This is a genomic window from Bradyrhizobium sp. Ken01 (assembly GCF_055807355.1).
This window is the reverse complement of the sequence record NZ_JBVVPC010000004.1, coordinates 191,843-205,899: the sequence shown is the minus strand read 5'-3', so window position 1 is coordinate 205,899 and position 14,057 is coordinate 191,843. Positions and strand designations below refer to the sequence as shown.

Sequence of the window (14,057 nt, the reverse complement as noted above, 5' to 3'; positions counted from 1 at the left end):
CTAGTCTCCTTCGTCAGGATCGATCTCGCCCCGACGCGCGCGTTCGGCGGCCAGGCGATGTTTCTTGGTATTGGTCGGAGCCGGCTTCTTCGTAGTGGCCGGCGCTGGCTTCTTAGCCGGCTTGGTGTTCTTGGTCGTTTTTTCGCTGATGCTGGCGTGCGGCGCCGCCGGCGGCTCAAGGCCGAGATTGCGGCGCATTTCGCGTGCCTGGGCCTTGCCGCGGCGCATGGATTCCGCGATCAGCTCGTCGGTCAGCACCAGCCGCGCCTCGGCGATGTCTTCCATCGTCAGGAGAACGTCGGCAGCCTCGCCCGCCTTGACGTCGTCGCGATGCAGATGCACGCGGTCGCCTTCGACGGGGCCGATCGTGCCGCGGAACCGCTTCCGGCCCTCATGAGCGACCGCCATCTCGACCTTCACCAGATGGCCGGCATAACGTTCGAAATCGGAGCGGCGCACCAGCGGGCGGTCGATCCCCGGCGAGGAGATTTCCAGCCGATAGGCGCGATCGACGGGATCGGCGACGTCGAGCACGGGCGACAGCGCCCGCGAGATCGCCTCGCAATCCTCGATCTGCATCGAGCCGTCCGGCCGCTCGGCCATAACCTGCACGGTGCAGCCGGATTCCCCGGAAATGCGGATCCGCACCAGGCGATAGCCCATGCCTTCGAGCACCGGCCCGGCGACCGCGGACACCCGTGCCGCGACGCCCGGCTCGACTACGAGTCTCGGCTCGGCCAGCAATTCGGCATCCGTGGAACCAGGGTTCGGTTCGGTCATGTCAGAGGTCAAGGCGCTCGATATGGTTAAGGCTTGATTTAAGATCTCAAAGCTCGCTTCGGAACTCTCCCGACAGATCGCCGGGCCGCATATCTTCCACCAAGCCGCGTTCAGGTAATAAAAAAGAGCGGGTCCTTTCGGGCCCACTCTCACTACGCGGATCGTATGAGAAGATGAATTGGCGCTGATATAGCCCTTTCCGTCTTCCCGGACAAGGCCCATGCAGGGCAGGCCGGGCTTTTTGCGCCCGGCCTGCGGCCCCGCGCAACGCTTCCTTCACCTCCGAGGCCTAAATTCCCTGATTGTGGGGCGGCTTGGACCAAGGGCGCACCCGCGGCGTGCCCCGTACGAGTTTGCGTTTTCATGACCGTTGCCACGTCGCTCATTCCCGGACTGGACGATATCGTCAAACGCGGCGACCCGCGGCGTCGCGGCGAGATCGCGCACGCTATCTCCCAATTGTTCTTTCAGGACGCCGAGAAGCTTCGTCCCGATGTCATCGATCTCTTCGACAATTTGCTGATCGATCTTGTCCCGCATGCCGAGCTCGCCTCGCGCGTCGATCTCGCCGAACGCTTCTCGCGCCTGAACAACGCGCCGCGGCACCTGGTGAGCCAGCTCGCGCGCGAAAACGAAATCGCGGTGGCGGGCCCCGTGCTGCGCCATTCGCCCGTGCTCGACGACGCCGCTCTCGTCGAGATCGCGCGACTGAAGGGCCAGGGCCATCTGCTGGCGATGAGCGAGCGCCCCACGCTGTCGGCTGTCATCACCGACGTGCTGGTCGAGCGCGGCGATCGCGACGTGGTACGCCGCGCCGCGGGCAATTCCGGCGCGGTGTTCTCGCCGGGCAGCTATTCCGAGCTGATCAAGCGTGCCGCGCAGGATGGCGTGCTGACGCTCAGGATCGGCCAGCGTAGCGATCTTTCGGGTGAGAACCTGAAACAGCTTCTCGACGGCACGCTCGACGTCATCCGCCGCCGTCTCTCGAGCGTGGTCAATCCCGCGCGCCAGGTCGAGATCAAGCGGGCCATGACGGCCATCGAGGAAGCCACGCTGCCGCCGGGTCCGCGCCGCGATTTCTCGGGGGCGCAGCGCACCGTCCTGGCCTTGCATCGCGAGGGTCATCTTGGCGAGAGCGCACTGCTTGGCTTCGCGAAGGCCCACAAATACGAGGAGGCGATCGCCTCGCTTTCGGCGATGTCCGGCGTCCGCCTCTCGGTCCTCGACCGCCTGATCACGGGTGACCGCTACGATCCAATTCTGGTTCTGGGGCGTGTGCTGAATCTCGGCTGGCCGACAGTGCGGGCGCTGATCCTGATGTGGTACGGCCCGAATCGCACGCCAGCCGACGCGGATCTTGAGCAGGCGCGCGCGAACTTCACGCGGCTGATGCCGACGACCGCCGAGCGCGTCGTGAATTTCTGGCGCAACCGGCAGACGATCTAGACCCGCCTGAATCGCAGATACGCGGCCTTGCGGCCTTCGCGCGTTGCCTTTCGGCCGTAGCGCGTCATCGTGTATCCGTCCCACGGCAGGCGAAAATCATCGGCGCGCTCCGCGAGCCAGACAAAGTCCTGCGAGCGCGCCAGATGCGACAGCGTCCAGGCGCAGTAATCGTCGATGTCGCAGACGAAGCGAAATTCGCCGCCGGCTTTCAACACGCGCGCCATCGCGGCGATGGTCCGGTCCTGGACGAAGCGCCGCTTCCAGTGCCGCCGTTTCGGCCAGGGATCGGGGTGGATCAGGTCGATCCGCGACAGCGAAGCTTTCGGCAGCCAGGCCAGGAGCTCGGCGGCATCGCCCGCGAACAGGCGGATGTTGCCGATCTCGGCAGCCTCGATCTGCGCGAGGATCTTCGCCATGCCGTTGACGTAAGGCTCGCAGCCGATGAAGCCGGTCGTGGCGAAGTGCTGTGCTTCCGCCGCGAGATGCTCGCCGCCGCCGAAGCCGATCTCGAGCCGCAAATCGTCGGCTGCGGGGCCGAAGATCTCGCCGGCATCCGCCGGTGCTTCGCGGTCGATGGCGAGCGCAAGACGCGGCAGCAGATGATCGATCAGCTCGGCCTGGTGCTGCCTGAGCTTGTGGCCCTTGCGGCGTCCGAAGAAAGCGCGCTCGCTGTCCTCGCGATCGGGATCTGATTTGCGCTCACTCATCGTAGCGTCTGGTACAGGCGATGGAGCAGCCGCGCGCGCGGTTCGAGCGACGAGACATAGAGCTGCTCGTAATGGGTGTGCGCGCCCTTGCCGTCGACGCCGAGCCCGTCGAGCGTCGCGGTGTGGGCGGCGGTGAAATTGCCGTCCGAGCCACCGCCGGTGTGAACGTCGACCAGCTCGAAGCCGATCTCCGTGGCCACGGTCTTTGCATGTTCGTACAACGAGGCGCCTGCATTGCTCTTCTCGTAGGGCGGACGATTGAGCCCGCCGGTGACCTTGACGGTGACGCCATCCGTCTTCGATGTCAGGGCGAGGATCTTGCCGACGAATTCATCCGCGTCCTTGAGGCTCAGCACGCGCAGATCGATTTCGGCATGGGCTTCTTCCGGCGTCACGTTGGGCCGCGTGCCGCCGCGCACCACGCCGACATTGACGGTGACGCCGCGCGCCAGATCGTTCATCGCTTCCAGCGCCAGGATGACGTTGGCGAGCTCGCGGATCGCGCTGCGGCCATCCTGGGGCCGCGTGCCGGCATGCGCGGGCACCCCCTTGATGAACACTTCGAATCGCCCGACGCCCTTGCGGCCGGTGACGATCTTGCCGCCATCGCGGGCCGGCTCCGTCACCAGCACGTACTTCGCCTCGCGCCCTTCGGTCTCGATGAGTGCGCGAGAGGTGGGGCTGCCGATCTCCTCGTCGGAGGTGAACAGATGGGTGATGCCGAGCGGCGGGCGATCGGCCGTGGCACAAAGCGCGCGAAAGGCGTGATGGGCGATGTAGGCGCCGCCCTTCATGTCGTAGATGCCGGGACCGAACGCGCTGTCGCCTTCGACCTTGAACGGCAGGCGCTCGATGAATCCCATGGGATGAACGGTATCGAGGTGGCTCAGCACCAGGATGCCGGGCCGGTCCTGGCCCCAGGTCGAGCGCGCTACGAGATGATCGCCGCAGCCGTCGACGCCGGCGATGCGCTCGAGCGCAACAGGGAGATCGCGGTATTGCTCCGCGACCATTGAGACCAGCTTGTTGACCTGTTCAGGTGCGTCCGTTGGCGTCTCGACCTCCACCCAGCGGCGGATGCCATCGAGAATAGTTTTGGAATCGAACCAATTGGAGCTGACCATGAGCGCATCTGTGCCTTTGAATCGCATCATCGAGGAAGACGCGCATCAAAGCGCGGCCACAAATGACGACATAGGCCAGATTTGACGCAGTCTCAAATCGGATTGAGACGGCGCCTCAGCGCTTGTCGGGGCCTTCGCGGGCCGCGATCTGCTCGACGAGATCGACGATCGAGCGGCGCATCTTGGAATCGCTGATTCGGGTGAACGCCTTGGTCAGGGCGAGTCCTTCGGAAGTCGCGAGAAAGTCCGAAACATAGGAGGGCGATGCGCCTTCTGCGAAGCCGTCCGGCCCCGCCACGCCGCTCGGACCGCCCTCGAACAGGAACGACACCGGCACCTGCAGAATTTCGGCAATTTGCTGGATGCGGCTCGCGCCGACCCGGTTTGTGCCCTTCTCGTATTTCTGAACTTGTTGGAAAGTCAGGCCCAAAGCTTCACCGAGCTTTTCCTGGCTCATGCCCAACATGATGCGGCGCATCCGCACGCGACTGCCGACATATTTGTCAACAGGGTTGGGCGCTTTCGACATTTCCTCAGCCCTCCAAACATCACCTTCGGCGCAATCAGGAATGCCTCAGGTGTAAGCAACGTCAAAATCAGACCCTGTTATTGGAAAACATTGCGGAGAAATTTAGCAATGCCCACTGTCTTTTGCAGCCGGTGCAGAATGAGGAGGCCGCGTGCAGTCTGTCAACCGTGGGACTACGGTTGTCAAAAGTTATCGGCCGCGGCTGCGTGATCAGGGGTGCCGTTTGGCAACACGTCGGCGGACCGCCAGAAACACGGCGAGCGCGACAAGCATGGCCGCGGGTACATCGCCCACGCGCGCATAGATGGTCGGCGGGATCGCGGCGGGCAGATTTGCGTCCAAAACGCCTTCGATCCCGAGACCGAGACTGGCGACGATGCGCCCCACCGGATCGATCACTGCGGAAACGCCGGTATTGGCGGAGCGAACCAGCGGCAATCCGAGCTCGATCGCGCGCATCCGCGCCTGTTCGAGGTGTTGGTAGGGGCCGGTCGAGATTCCGAACCAGCCGTCATTGGTGAGATTCACGATCCAGCCCGGACGTTCGTTGCGTCCAGCCACCTCGCCCGGAAAGATTGCTTCGTAGCAGATCAGCGGCAGCGCGGACGGCGCGCCGGGGACCGGCAGCGCATGCCGCACGGTGCCGGGAATGAAGCCGCCGCGCACACGCGTGAGTTGCTCGAACCCGAGCTTTTCCATCAGGCCCTGGTAGGGAAGAAATTCGCCGAACGGCACCAAATGCAGCTTGTCGTACACAGAGAGCACGCTGCCGTCGTGGTCGATCACGTAGATCGAGTTATAGGCGCGGGTGATCGGCGTGCCTCGCGGCAGGTCGGGCGCGCGGACCGAGCCCGTGATCAGCACCGTGCCCTTGGGCAGAAGCTCCGCGATTTGCGCCATCGCATCGGCTTCGCGCGTCAGGAAGAACGGAAAGGCGGATTCCGGCCAGATCAGGATGGTGGCATCGCGCACGCCGGTCGATTGCGGTCCGGAGGCGCGGTCCGACAAGGCCAGATATTTCTTCATCACCTCCGCCTTGGCGGCGTAGTTGAATTTCGCGTCCTGCTGGAGATCCGGCTGCATCAGGCGCAATTTGGTGCCGGCGACCATCGTGGTCGGATGCAGCGACAGGCGGATCGCGCCGAAGATACCCATGACAAGCAGGAGCGCCAGGGCCGCGGCCGGTGCGCGCCACGCGAGGCGGCGATCGGGCGTGCGGTCGATCAGCGCCGCGGGGCTCGCGAAGATCGCAACCGTCAGGAACGTCATGCCCCACAGGCCGATCAGCGACGCCGTTTGTGCCAGCGGCAGCGGCTCGGACAGCGCATAACCGAACGCGTTCCAGGGAAAGCCGGTCAGCGCATGACCGCGCAGCCATTCCGTGATGGTGAGGCTTGCCGCGAGCGCAAGCACGCGTGTCGCGCTCTTGGTCCAGAGCAGGCGGGCGAGCGCAAAGCCCATTGCCGTGAAGATGGACAGATAGGCCGGCAGGCCCAGCACGGCGAACGGCGTCAGCCAGGCGAATACATCGGCGTCGACGAAGAAGGCGTAGCCGATCCAGTAGAGGCCGGGCACGAAATAGCCGAGGCCGAACCAGTAGCCGGTCAGCGCCGCGGCGGGGACGCCGCCATATCGTCCGGCGCCGGCGCCGTCGATCAGCCAGACCAGCACCGGGAAGGTGATGAACAGCACCGGGAAGGCGTTGAAGGGCGCCAGCGCCAGCACCGAGAGCGCGCCGGCAGCCATCGCGACGAGCGCGCGCTTCCATCCCCAGGTCAGGATGATGGCAAGCGCGATCTGGCGAAATCGCTGGAGAGGGCTCACTGCGGACCGGTCCCGTCGCTTGGCGGCGGGGTGGGCGTGTCGCTGGCTGTCTGCTGGCTGCCGTCCGGCGCAGCCTCGCGGCGCCGGCTCTCGCGCTGGGTGCGCGGTGCAGGACGCTCCTTTCGCGTCGAGATCCGCAGTCGCTTGACCCGGCGCGGATCGGCATCGAGCACCTCGATCTCGTAATGGCCCGGGCCCGAGATCACCTCGCCGCGCACCGGCAGGCGCCCGACGAAGCTGACGAGATAGCCGCCCAGCGTCTCCACTTCCTCGCCGGCCTCGCCGGTGACGAAGTCCTCGCCGATCACGGTGCGGACGTCGTCGAGGCTGGCGCGGGCGTCGGCGATGAAGGCGTTGTCGGGCAGCCGCACGATCGAGGGCGGCTCGTCGCTGTCATGCTCGTCGTCGATCTCGCCAACGATCTGCTCGACGATGTCCTCGAGCGAGACCAGCCCGTCGCTGCCGCCATATTCGTCGACCACCAGCGCCAGATGGATGCGGGTGGCCTGCATCTGCGCGAGCAGGTCGATCGCCCGCATCGAGGGCGGCACGTAGAGCAGCTTGCGGATGATGCGAGCTTCTTCGAGCGGCAGCGCGAGATCGACCGTGCGCAGATCGAGCCCGGCCGGCAGCGGCTTCTTGCGCTTGGTTTTCGTGACCCCCGACACGCGCGCACGCGCGGTCATGAAGGCGAGCAGATCGCGGATATGGACGATGCCGACGGGATCGTCGAGCGTCTCGTTGTAGACCACAAGGCGCGAATGGCCGGCGCTCTCGAAGCGGTCCATCAACTCGCCGAGCGGGATGTCGCGCTTCACCGCGATGATGTCGGCGCGATGCACCATGACGTCGGCGATGCGGCGCTCGTGCAGGCCGAGGATGTTGCGTAGCATGGTGCGCTCGACCGTCGAGAAGCCGGTGTCGTCCGGCGTCGTGGCGTCGAGCACGACCTGGAGGTCGTCGCGTACCGAACCCGCCTTCCAGCCGAACAGGCTGCGAATGGCACGCAGCAGCCAGCCTTCCGCGGTCGGGCGCATCACCTCGCCGGGCGTTACCACGACGGGCAAATTGGCCGTGGTGCGCGGATTGTCTTGAATCGGGTCGGAATCCGGCATCTCAATGCGTCCCTGGGCGGTCGGCATAGGGGTCGGGAATGCCGAGATGAGCCAGGATCTCTCGTTCGAGCGCTTCCATTTCCTCGGCGTCGTCTTCGTTTTCGTGGTCGTAGCCGACCAGATGCAGGAAACCGTGCACGGCGAGATGGCTCAAATGATGATCGAAAGGCTTTTGTTCCTCGTCCGCCTCACGTCGCATGGTCTCGTAGGCGATCGCGATGTCGCCGAGCATGCGCGGGGCATCGCCCTGTTTCCATTCGCCTTCCGGCTGTAGCGCGGGAAACGACAGCACGTTGGTCGGCTTGTCGATGCCGCGCCAGTTGCTGTTCAGCGTACGGATGCCGGCATCATCGGTCAGCATTACCGCCACTTCCGCCTCCGCAACGTCTTCGTCGACATTCTCGGCGGCGGCCGCCACGGCGCGCTGGATCACGGCTTCGGATTCGGGCTCCCGCTGCCAGCAATCGGCGACGACGAGGACCTCGGTGATGGGAAGGTTGGGGTGTGACATTGTCCTTGTTCCGAACGAAGGGGCGTCGTGTCCGCGCCCATATGGTCCGGTTGCTGCCTCGTCAGGATTTACCGGCGGCCGGCCGCTGCGGCGCCCCTTCGTAGGCGGAGACGATCCGCGCCACGAGTTCGTGGCGGATTACGTCTTCGGCCTTGAAATGAACTTGCGCAATACCTTCGACGCCGCTCAGCAGGCGCGTCGCCTCGGCGAGGCCCGAGGTCTGGCCGTTCGGCAAGTCGATCTGCGAGGGATCGCCCGTGACGATCATGCGGCTGTTCTCGCCAAGGCGGGTCAAAAACATCTTCATCTGCATCGACGTGGTGTTCTGCGCCTCGTCCAGGATGATGGCCGCGTTGGTCAGCGTGCGGCCGCGCATGAAGGCGAGCGGCGCGATCTCGATCTCGCCGGTCTGCAGCGCGCGCTCGACGATGCGCGCGTCCATCAGGTCATAGAGCGCGTCGTAGATCGGGCGAAGATAAGGATCGACCTTCTCGCGGAGATCGCCGGGCAAAAAGCCGAGCCGCTCGCCGGCTTCTACCGCCGGTCGGGACAGGATGATCTTGTCGACCTCCTTGCGCTCGAACAGTTGCGCGGCATGCGCGACCGCGAGCCAGGTCTTGCCGGTGCCGGCGGGGCCAATGCCGAACACCAGCTCGTGGCGCTTCAGCGCGCGGATGTAGGAATCCTGCGCCGCCGTGCGCGCACGCACCGGGCGCTTGCGCAGATTGATGCTGTCGAAGGTGGATTTGGCCGACTTGGCGTCGAACTCGAACAGCGAGCCCTGCGCGATCACGGCACGGATCGCGCCCTCGACCTCGCCTTGGTCGAGATCCTGCCCTTTCACGGCCTGGGCGTAGAGCGTCTCCAGCACGCGGCGCGCGGCATCGCAGCCGTCGCGCGAGCCGCCAATCGTGATGTGGTTGCCCTTGGAATCGACGACGACGCCGAGCCGCCGTTCGATCTGTGCCAGATGCTGGCCGTAAGGGCCGACCAGCGCCGACGCGGCACGGTTGTCGTCGAAGTCGATGACGACCTGGGTCTCGGGCGGAACCTGCATGTCGCGGTCAAATTTGCGGCTGGGAGCGATGGAAGAAGACGAATCCGATGCGCTTTTGGGCAAGGGTTCAGGCTCCAGTGGCGATGGGCGATAAAGCGGGCTCGTGCGCCATGGCGAGCTCACCGAGGAAGCTGTAGCGTTCAAGGCTGTCGATCCGGACCGGCAGGATTTGTCCGATGATGTCGGGCGAGGCCATCACATGCGCGGGCTGGAGGAAGGCGGTGCGGCCGACGATCTGGCCGCCCTTGCGGGCCGGACGCTCGAACAGCACATCGACCGTTGAGCCAATCGCGGCCTTGTTGAAGGCCGATTGCTGGCTGTCGATCAGTTCCTGGAGCCGCTCCAATCGCTGGTCCATCTCGGAGGGGGACACCGTCTCCTGCATGTCCGCGGCCGGCGTTCCCGGCCGGGCGGAGTATTTGAACGAATACGCCGCAGCGTAGCCGATTTGCGTGACAAGCGCGAGGGTCGCGAGAAAATCTTGCTCGCTTTCGCCCGGGAAGCCGACGATAAAATCTGATGAAAAAGCAATGTCTTGGCGTGCCGACCGGAAACGGTCGACGACACGCCGATAATCATCGGCGGTATGTTTCCGGTTCATGGCGGCCAGAATCCGGTCCGAGCCCGACTGCACCGGCAGGTGCACGAACGGCATCAGCGCGCCGAGATCGCGATGGGCTGCAATCAGACTGTCGTCGACATCGCTGGGATGGCTGGTCGAATAGCGCAGCCGCGCGATGCCGGGGAGCGCCGCGAGGTGCTCCAGCAGCCTGCCGAGCGGCCAGCTTTTTCCGTCCGGCCCCTCGCCGTGATAGGCGTTGACGTTCTGTCCGATCAGCGTGAGCTCGCGGACGCCGTTCTCAGCGAGGCGCTTCACGTCGTCGACGATCTTTGCCACCGGCCGGGAGACTTCCGAGCCACGCGTGTAAGGCACGACGCAGAAGGTGCAGAACTTGTCGCAGCCTTCCTGCACCGTGACGAAAGCGGAAATGCCGCGGGCGCGGATCGCGCCGGGCTTGGGCTGGGCGAGGAAGCCGAACTTGTCCTGGGCTGGGAATTCGGTCTCGATGGCGCGACCTTCATTGCCGGCGCGCTTCAACAGTTGCGGCAAATGATGATAGCTCTGCGGTCCCACCACGACGTCGACCGCGGGTGCACGGCGCACGATCTCCTCGCCTTCGGCCTGTGCCACGCAGCCCGCGACCGCGATCTGCATGGTGCGCCCATCACGCGCGGCGGCGTCCTTGGCGACGCGCAGGCGGCCGAGCTCCGAATAGACCTTTTCCGAGGCCTTCTCGCGGATATGGCAGGTATTGAGGATGACGAGATCGGCGTCATCAGCGCTGGCCGTCTCCACGAATCCTTCCGGGGCCAGCGTGTCCACCATGCGCTGGGCATCGTAGACGTTCATCTGGCAGCCATATGATTTGATGTGCAGCTTGCGCGGCGGCGTCATGGAACCCGGAATTGAGGTGGGAAGACTGCCCTCAGATATAGGCTGGGGCTGCGGAAATCCAGCGATTGGGGTCTTTTCGGTCGTCATTCCGGGACGCGACGCAGTCGCGAATCCGGAATCCAGAGGTTTTGGCACGAGATTCCGGGTTCGCTGCCGGCGCATCGCCCCGGAATGACGCCGGGAGGAGGGATTCAGCCCGTCAGGGTCTCCGCCGCGACCCGCCGGACCAGCTCCGGTAATTGCCGCATATCGTCGAACGTCAATCCGGCCCCGGCGGCCCGTAGTCTTTCAGCGTGGCCCGGCGGGCAATGGCTGCCACCGTGAAACCCCAGCACGGTCATCCCGGCGGCCTGCGCGCCGGTCACCCCGGGGACGCTGTCCTCGATCACGAGGCACCGCTCCGGCGCGACTTTCATCTGCACGGCGGCGAACAGAAAAAGATCGGGCGCGGGCTTGCCGCGTGCGACCTGGCTCGCGGAAAAGATGTTCGGAGCGAGCAGCTCGTAGAGACCGGCGCAGGTCAGGCCGTGGTGGATCTTCTCCGGCGTGCCGCTCGACGCAACGCATTTGGGCAAATCGATTGCGCCAATCGCTGCGGCCACATGGGTGATCGGCTGCAAATCGCTGGCATAGAATTGCAGCGTCGCCGCATTCACTTGGCTCTCGAGATCGTCGGGAAGATTGCGGCCGATCTCCTGTTCGACCATTCGCCGTGCGTCTTTCTCGGATACGCCGAGAAAGCGGACCAGCACCTGCTCCGACGTGATCGGATAGCCGTGTCTGGACAGCACATCAGCATGCGCGCGACAGGAGATCACCTCGCTGTCCACGAGCACGCCGTCGCAATCGAAGATGACGAGATCGATCGCCACTTAACTTGTGGGTTTGTCGTCGTCGAGCGGGACGCAATAGAGTTCGAGCCGATGATCGACCAGCTTGTAACCTAGCTTGCGCGCGATCTCCGCCTGGAGCTTCTCGATCTCCTCGGAGGTGAACTCGATCACCTTGCCGTCGCGCAGGTTGATGAGGTGGTCGTGATGGCTGTCGCGCATCTGCTCGTAGCGCGCGCGGCCTTCGCGGAAATCGTGGCGCTCGATGATGCCTGCATCCTCGAACAGTTTGACGGTACGATACACCGTCGAGATCGATATCTTGTCGTCGACGGCGACACAGCGGCGGTACAGTTCCTCGACATCGGGATGATCGACCGCCTCCGCGAGCACGCGGGCGATGACACGGCGCTGCTCGGTCATGCGCATGCCTGTGGCGGCACAGCGCGCCTCGATGCCGGACGCCTTGGAAGCGGGGGAAGGTTTAAGACCAGTCATGTGATGTCCGCCTGACGGGGCGCTTTCTGCCATCGATGTTACGACAAGTCACGTCGCATCAGAAGTGCGTTCAATTGTTCCCCGTTCGGCTGCTTATAGTAGCGTTCGCGGCGTCCGACCACCATGAATCCGGTTCGATCGTAGAGCCGTCGCGCCGGCTGGTTATTTTCCTCGACTTCGAGAAATATTGTGCGCACGCCGCGGCCTGCCAGGTGGCCGAGATGGGTCATCAGCAGCGTGCGAGAGAGGCCGCGGCCGCGATGGGCCTGGTCGACCGCGATCGAGAGGATCTCCGCTTCGTCCGCACCGATCCGCGACACCGCGAAGCCGACGATCTTGCGGCCGAGGCGCAACCGGTGCACCAGCGTGTTGCGCTCGCTGAGCATGCTTTCGAACTCGCCTTCGCCCCAACCGCGCGCGAAGGAGGCGCCGTGGAGTAGCGCGAGCCGTGCGACGTCGCGCGCGACAGCCGGCTCGACGACGGCCGTGCCGCCGCGCCACCATTCCGAGAACCATTTCATCATGAGCTTGCGGCTTGTGCTGCAAGCGGCAGTTGTGCGGACGGCTTTGCGTCGGGCGCCCGCAGATAGAACGGCCGCGCCGGATTTGTCGCGGGATCGGCGGCCGCGCCAAGCCATGCGACCCAGCCGATGTCGGGCGCGGGCTGCGCGTCCACCGCGACCGGCTGCGGCATGTCTTTCGGCCAGCGCTCGGCGAGGATCTTCGCGGCATTGCCGACCAGATGCGGTGCGCCGAATTGCGAAGCCGCGATCGCCTCGTCGACGAGAACGACGCCCGGCGGCACCAGCTGGCTGCCGTCACCGGCCACGATCTGGAAATAAATGTGGTCGTGCCGCGCGTCGATCGCCGAGATCACCGGTGCCGTTCCGCTCAGGCCGACGACGGCGGCGGCATAGGCCGACAAGGTTGTCAGGCCGACGGCGGGCCGCTTCGCAGCAAGTGCAAGGCCGCGAGCCGCCGAAATGCCGACACGCAGGCCGGTGAAACTTCCGGGGCCCATGGTGACCGCGATGCGGTCGAGCACGGTGAAGGCGAGATCGGCCGACTGCATCACGCGCGCGATCATCGGCATCAGCGCTTCGGCGTGGCCGCGCTTCATCAGAAGCTGCTCCTGTGCGAGGAGCTGGCCGGAATCGGTGTCGAGAACAGCAACCGCGCACGCTTCCAGCGCGGTATCGATGGCAAGGATCAGCATGGAGCGATCATAGCATCATCCCGGTCGTCATGGCCGGGCCTGACCCGGCCATCCACGACTTTGCGCCCAAGAACGTGGATGCCCGGGCCTTCGCCTCGCCGAAGCGGCTTCGGCCGCGCAGGCGGGACAAGCCCGGGCATGACGGAGTCCAATTGATGGGTCGCGCGTGCAATTTACATCGGCCGGACTTCGACCACGTCGGGGACGAAGTGCTTGAGCAGGTTCTGGATGCCGTGCTGGAGCGTCGCGGTCGACGACGGGCAGCCGGCGCACGAGCCCTTCATGTTGAGATAGACGATACCGTCCTTGAAGCCGCGGAAGGTGATGTCGCCGCCGTCATTGGCGACCGCCGGGCGCACGCGGGTCTCGATCAGATCCTTGATCATGTCGACCGTCTCGGCATCGGTCTCGTCGAAGAATTCGTCCTCGTCGTCGAGATCGACATCGCTCGCGGCGGCACCGTCGGCGAGCAGCGGCGCGCCGGACATATAGTGCTCCATGATGGCGCCGAGGATCGCGGGCTTGAGCTGTTGCCATTCACCGCTCGCCTTGGTCACGGTGATGAAGTCCGATCCGTAGAACACGCCGGTGACACCGGGGACCTCGAACAGCTTTTCGGCGAGCGGCGAGCGTGCGGCCGATTCGCGGTTGGCAAATTCCATCGGTCCGCCGTCGACCACGACGCGGCCGGGAATGAATTTCAGCGTGGCGGGATTGGGAGTGGCTTCGGTTTGAATGAACATGGTTTTCTCCAGACGTCGCCGGTTCAAGGCCGGCGCGTGCTCTATCCATTAGCAGATGGCGACGGCGAACGCACGGTCAAGGGGTGGGGAGCGCGTTTTGCTGTGATATCAGCGACTTAGACCAGCGACTCCCGCGGCGTCATGGCCGGGCTTGTCCCGGCCATCCACGCCTTGCTTCGCGGTCCCAAGAACGTGGATGCCCGGGACAAGCCCGGGCATGA

General features: G+C 65.0%; 15 protein-coding genes. 1 reads left to right on the top strand and 14 read right to left on the bottom strand.

The features are described 5' to 3' along the window. Entirely contained in the window at positions 1-780 is a 780-nt protein-coding gene (gene rimP / locus AC0L3S_RS06515) for a ribosome maturation factor RimP (RefSeq protein ID WP_473262535.1), read from the bottom strand. 363 nt (positions 781-1,143) lie between these two features. Here rimP and AC0L3S_RS06510 point away from each other — a divergent pair, with 363 nt between their 5' ends. Further along, entirely contained in the window at positions 1,144-2,226 is a 1,083-nt protein-coding gene (locus AC0L3S_RS06510) for a DUF2336 domain-containing protein (protein WP_473278485.1), read from the top strand. On the opposite strand, the gene AC0L3S_RS06505 is transcribed toward AC0L3S_RS06510, so the two are convergent. The 13 genes from AC0L3S_RS06505 to AC0L3S_RS06445 form a co-directional block, all read right to left on the bottom strand. Beyond that, positions 2,223-2,933, bottom strand: coding sequence for a tRNA (guanine(46)-N(7))-methyltransferase TrmB (locus tag AC0L3S_RS06505; RefSeq protein WP_473278484.1), 711 nt, complete (start codon positions 2,931-2,933; stop codon positions 2,223-2,225). The two genes, AC0L3S_RS06510 and AC0L3S_RS06505, sit on opposite strands and share 4 nt — an antisense overlap. Further along, entirely contained in the window at positions 2,930-4,087 is a 1,158-nt protein-coding gene (locus AC0L3S_RS06500; RefSeq protein WP_473278483.1) for a M20 family metallopeptidase, read from the bottom strand. The genes AC0L3S_RS06505 and AC0L3S_RS06500 overlap by 4 nt, the downstream gene beginning before the upstream one ends. Positions 4,088-4,172: 85 nt before the next feature. Continuing rightward, entirely contained in the window at positions 4,173-4,586 is a 414-nt protein-coding gene (locus AC0L3S_RS06495) for a helix-turn-helix domain-containing protein (protein ID WP_473262450.1), read from the bottom strand. Positions 4,587-4,796: 210 nt separating this feature from the next. After that, positions 4,797-6,410 carry an apolipoprotein N-acyltransferase gene (gene lnt, locus AC0L3S_RS06490; protein WP_473278482.1) on the bottom strand — a complete coding sequence of 538 codons (1,614 nt, stop codon included), beginning with the start codon at positions 6,408-6,410 and terminating at the stop codon, positions 4,797-4,799. After that, positions 6,407-7,525, bottom strand: coding sequence for a hemolysin family protein (locus tag AC0L3S_RS06485; RefSeq protein WP_473262446.1), 1,119 nt, complete (start codon positions 7,523-7,525; stop codon positions 6,407-6,409). Before AC0L3S_RS06485 ends, lnt begins: the two co-directional genes overlap by 4 nt. A 1-nt stretch (position 7,526) precedes the next feature. After that, positions 7,527-8,036 carry an rRNA maturation RNase YbeY gene (gene ybeY / locus AC0L3S_RS06480; RefSeq protein WP_473278481.1) on the bottom strand — a complete coding sequence of 170 codons (510 nt, stop codon included), beginning with the start codon at positions 8,034-8,036 and terminating at the stop codon, positions 7,527-7,529. A 61-nt stretch (positions 8,037-8,097) separates the two neighbouring features. Further along, a complete protein-coding gene (locus tag AC0L3S_RS06475) occupies positions 8,098-9,156 on the bottom strand; it encodes a PhoH family protein (RefSeq protein WP_219678884.1) in 1,059 nt (352 codons plus the stop codon). A gap of 4 nt (positions 9,157-9,160) precedes the next feature. Continuing rightward, positions 9,161-10,549, bottom strand: coding sequence for a tRNA (N6-isopentenyl adenosine(37)-C2)-methylthiotransferase MiaB (gene miaB, locus AC0L3S_RS06470; protein WP_473278480.1), 1,389 nt, complete (start codon positions 10,547-10,549; stop codon positions 9,161-9,163). A 191-nt stretch (positions 10,550-10,740) separates the two neighbouring features. Next, the gene (locus AC0L3S_RS06465) at positions 10,741-11,421 is read right to left on the bottom strand and encodes an HAD family hydrolase (RefSeq protein WP_473278479.1); all 681 of its coding nucleotides are present in this window, start codon (positions 11,419-11,421) and stop codon (positions 10,741-10,743) included. Continuing rightward, the gene (locus tag AC0L3S_RS06460; RefSeq protein WP_007598312.1) at positions 11,422-11,877 is read right to left on the bottom strand and encodes a Fur family transcriptional regulator; all 456 of its coding nucleotides are present in this window, start codon (positions 11,875-11,877) and stop codon (positions 11,422-11,424) included. Positions 11,878-11,915: 38 nt separating this feature from the next. Next, positions 11,916-12,401: a ribosomal protein S18-alanine N-acetyltransferase gene (gene rimI / locus AC0L3S_RS06455; RefSeq protein WP_473278478.1), complete on the bottom strand. Its 486-nt coding sequence runs from the start codon at positions 12,399-12,401 to the stop codon at positions 11,916-11,918. Beyond that, complete coding sequence (tsaB, locus tag AC0L3S_RS06450) at positions 12,398-13,093, bottom strand: tRNA (adenosine(37)-N6)-threonylcarbamoyltransferase complex dimerization subunit type 1 TsaB (RefSeq protein ID WP_473278477.1); 696 nt, start codon at positions 13,091-13,093, stop codon at positions 12,398-12,400. The genes rimI and tsaB overlap by 4 nt, the downstream gene beginning before the upstream one ends. Positions 13,094-13,266: 173 nt before the next feature. Further along, entirely contained in the window at positions 13,267-13,836 is a 570-nt protein-coding gene (locus AC0L3S_RS06445; protein WP_473278476.1) for a NifU family protein, read from the bottom strand. Positions 13,837-14,057 lie beyond the last annotated feature (221 nt).

Bases quoted from the DNA above. Each gene is read 5' to 3' on its own strand.
- rimP (WP_473262535.1), bottom strand. From the start codon at position 780: ATGACCGAACCGAACCCTGGTTCCACGGATGCCGAATTGCTGGCCGAG.
- AC0L3S_RS06510 (WP_473278485.1), top strand. From the start codon at position 1,144: ATGACCGTTGCCACGTCGCTCATTCCCGGACTGGACGATATCGTCAAA.
- AC0L3S_RS06505 (WP_473278484.1), bottom strand. From the start codon at position 2,933: ATGAGTGAGCGCAAATCAGATCCCGATCGCGAGGACAGCGAGCGCGCT.
- AC0L3S_RS06500 (WP_473278483.1), bottom strand. From the start codon at position 4,087: ATGATGCGATTCAAAGGCACAGATGCGCTCATGGTCAGCTCCAATTGG.
- AC0L3S_RS06495 (WP_473262450.1), bottom strand. From the start codon at position 4,586: ATGTCGAAAGCGCCCAACCCTGTTGACAAATATGTCGGCAGTCGCGTG.
- AC0L3S_RS06485 (WP_473262446.1), bottom strand. From the start codon at position 7,525: ATGCCGGATTCCGACCCGATTCAAGACAATCCGCGCACCACGGCCAAT.
- ybeY (WP_473278481.1), bottom strand. From the start codon at position 8,036: ATGTCACACCCCAACCTTCCCATCACCGAGGTCCTCGTCGTCGCCGAT.
- miaB (WP_473278480.1), bottom strand. From the start codon at position 10,549: ATGACGCCGCCGCGCAAGCTGCACATCAAATCATATGGCTGCCAGATG.
- AC0L3S_RS06460 (WP_007598312.1), bottom strand. From the start codon at position 11,877: ATGACTGGTCTTAAACCTTCCCCCGCTTCCAAGGCGTCCGGCATCGAG.
- rimI (WP_473278478.1), bottom strand. From the start codon at position 12,401: ATGATGAAATGGTTCTCGGAATGGTGGCGCGGCGGCACGGCCGTCGTC.
- tsaB (WP_473278477.1), bottom strand. From the start codon at position 13,093: ATGCTGATCCTTGCCATCGATACCGCGCTGGAAGCGTGCGCGGTTGCT.
- AC0L3S_RS06445 (WP_473278476.1), bottom strand. From the start codon at position 13,836: ATGTTCATTCAAACCGAAGCCACTCCCAATCCCGCCACGCTGAAATTC.